1 protein-coding gene is annotated in these 1,227 nt (G+C 62.5%); it reads right to left on the bottom strand.

Features of this window, described 5'->3' with window-relative positions:
- Positions 1–1,227, bottom strand: a 1,227-nt coding sequence (locus BKN05_RS12525; RefSeq protein ID WP_286688788.1) for an acyltransferase domain-containing protein, incomplete at both ends; no start/stop codon positions are given.

Raw genomic sequence — 1,227 nt, 5'->3', positions numbered from 1 at the left:
GATGATCTGGTCGACGCGACCAAACAGCAATTCCTGGGTTTCGATCCAGCGCACCGGCGAAGCAAACTGCCAGGACAACAACTCGATCAGCAACAGGCGGGCGAGCTTCTGCGGCTCCATCGTGGCGGCGTCGATACCGTCCAGGCGGTCAGACGGGGCCAGAGCCGCGGTGGCGTCCACGAAATCCTGGGTGAGCGCAAACGGGCGCGCCACCAGGTTCGGTACATAGCGTCCGACCAGGGCATCCAGATCCAACGTCTCCGGAAGCAACTCGTCGAGCTTCTCGGCAAAGGCCGGTACACCATCGCGCAGCACGCGGGAGTGGAATGGCACATCGATGCCCGGGACAGTCACGAAGGCACGCGGGGCAATGGCTGTGGCGCGCTTGGCCAATTCCGCCAGGCCAGCCTTGGTGCCAGCAATGGAATACTGCTGGCCGGAGATGTTGTAGTTGACGATCTCCAAGAACTCGCCGGTTTCCTGCGCCACCTGGGCCACATAATCCTGCACCTCATCGGCGCTGACACCGATCATATTCGGGCGCAGCGCACCCATGCCGTAATTGGAATTGCCGTGCTCGTCGCGCTCGACCAACGTGCCCATCGCGGAACCACGCGAATAGACGATGTCGATGACATCTTCCAAATCGAAGATATTCGCCAGCGAGGCCAGCGCGGTGTATTCACCCAACGAGTGGCCGGCGTACATGGCACCAGTAGCCAGCGCATTGTTCTCGCGCAAACGCTCAGTCTGACCATAGGCGACGACAGCCAGCGCGACCTGGGTGAACTGCGTCAGGTGCAGCACGCCCTGTGGGTGACGGAACGTGGTGCCGCGCACCTTGAGCTCCGTCGGGTTGTCGTCGATGATCTGGCGGATGGAAAAACCATGCTGGGTGCGGGTGTGGTGATCCGCGCGACGCCAGGCCTCACGTGCAGCAGGGGAGGCGTTGCGATCGCCGCGGCCCATGCCTTCTGCCTGTACACCCTGGCCTGGGTAGACGTAGGCGGTGGCCGGTTGCGCCAACAGCGCCTGGCCGACGGAGACGACTTCGCCATCGATACGGCAGGTGACTTCTAAAGCACTGTGGATTCCGGCGCGGCCGACGCGTTCTGCGGTCATTTCCACCTTGTCGCCGAGTTGCACCATGCCGAACATCGAATACGTCCAGCTGGTGACCGTGCCGTGGGTATTAGCCAAGTGCTGGGCGGTGGCTGAGAGCCACAT

The sequence above is a fragment of the Corynebacterium sp. S5S1 genome, assembly GCF_001913985.1.
In the GTDB taxonomy this organism is placed as follows: domain Bacteria; phylum Actinomycetota; class Actinomycetes; order Mycobacteriales; family Mycobacteriaceae; genus Corynebacterium; species Corynebacterium marquesiae.
The sequence above is the reverse complement of the archived record's forward strand: the minus strand, read 5'-3'. Positions and strand labels throughout refer to the sequence as shown.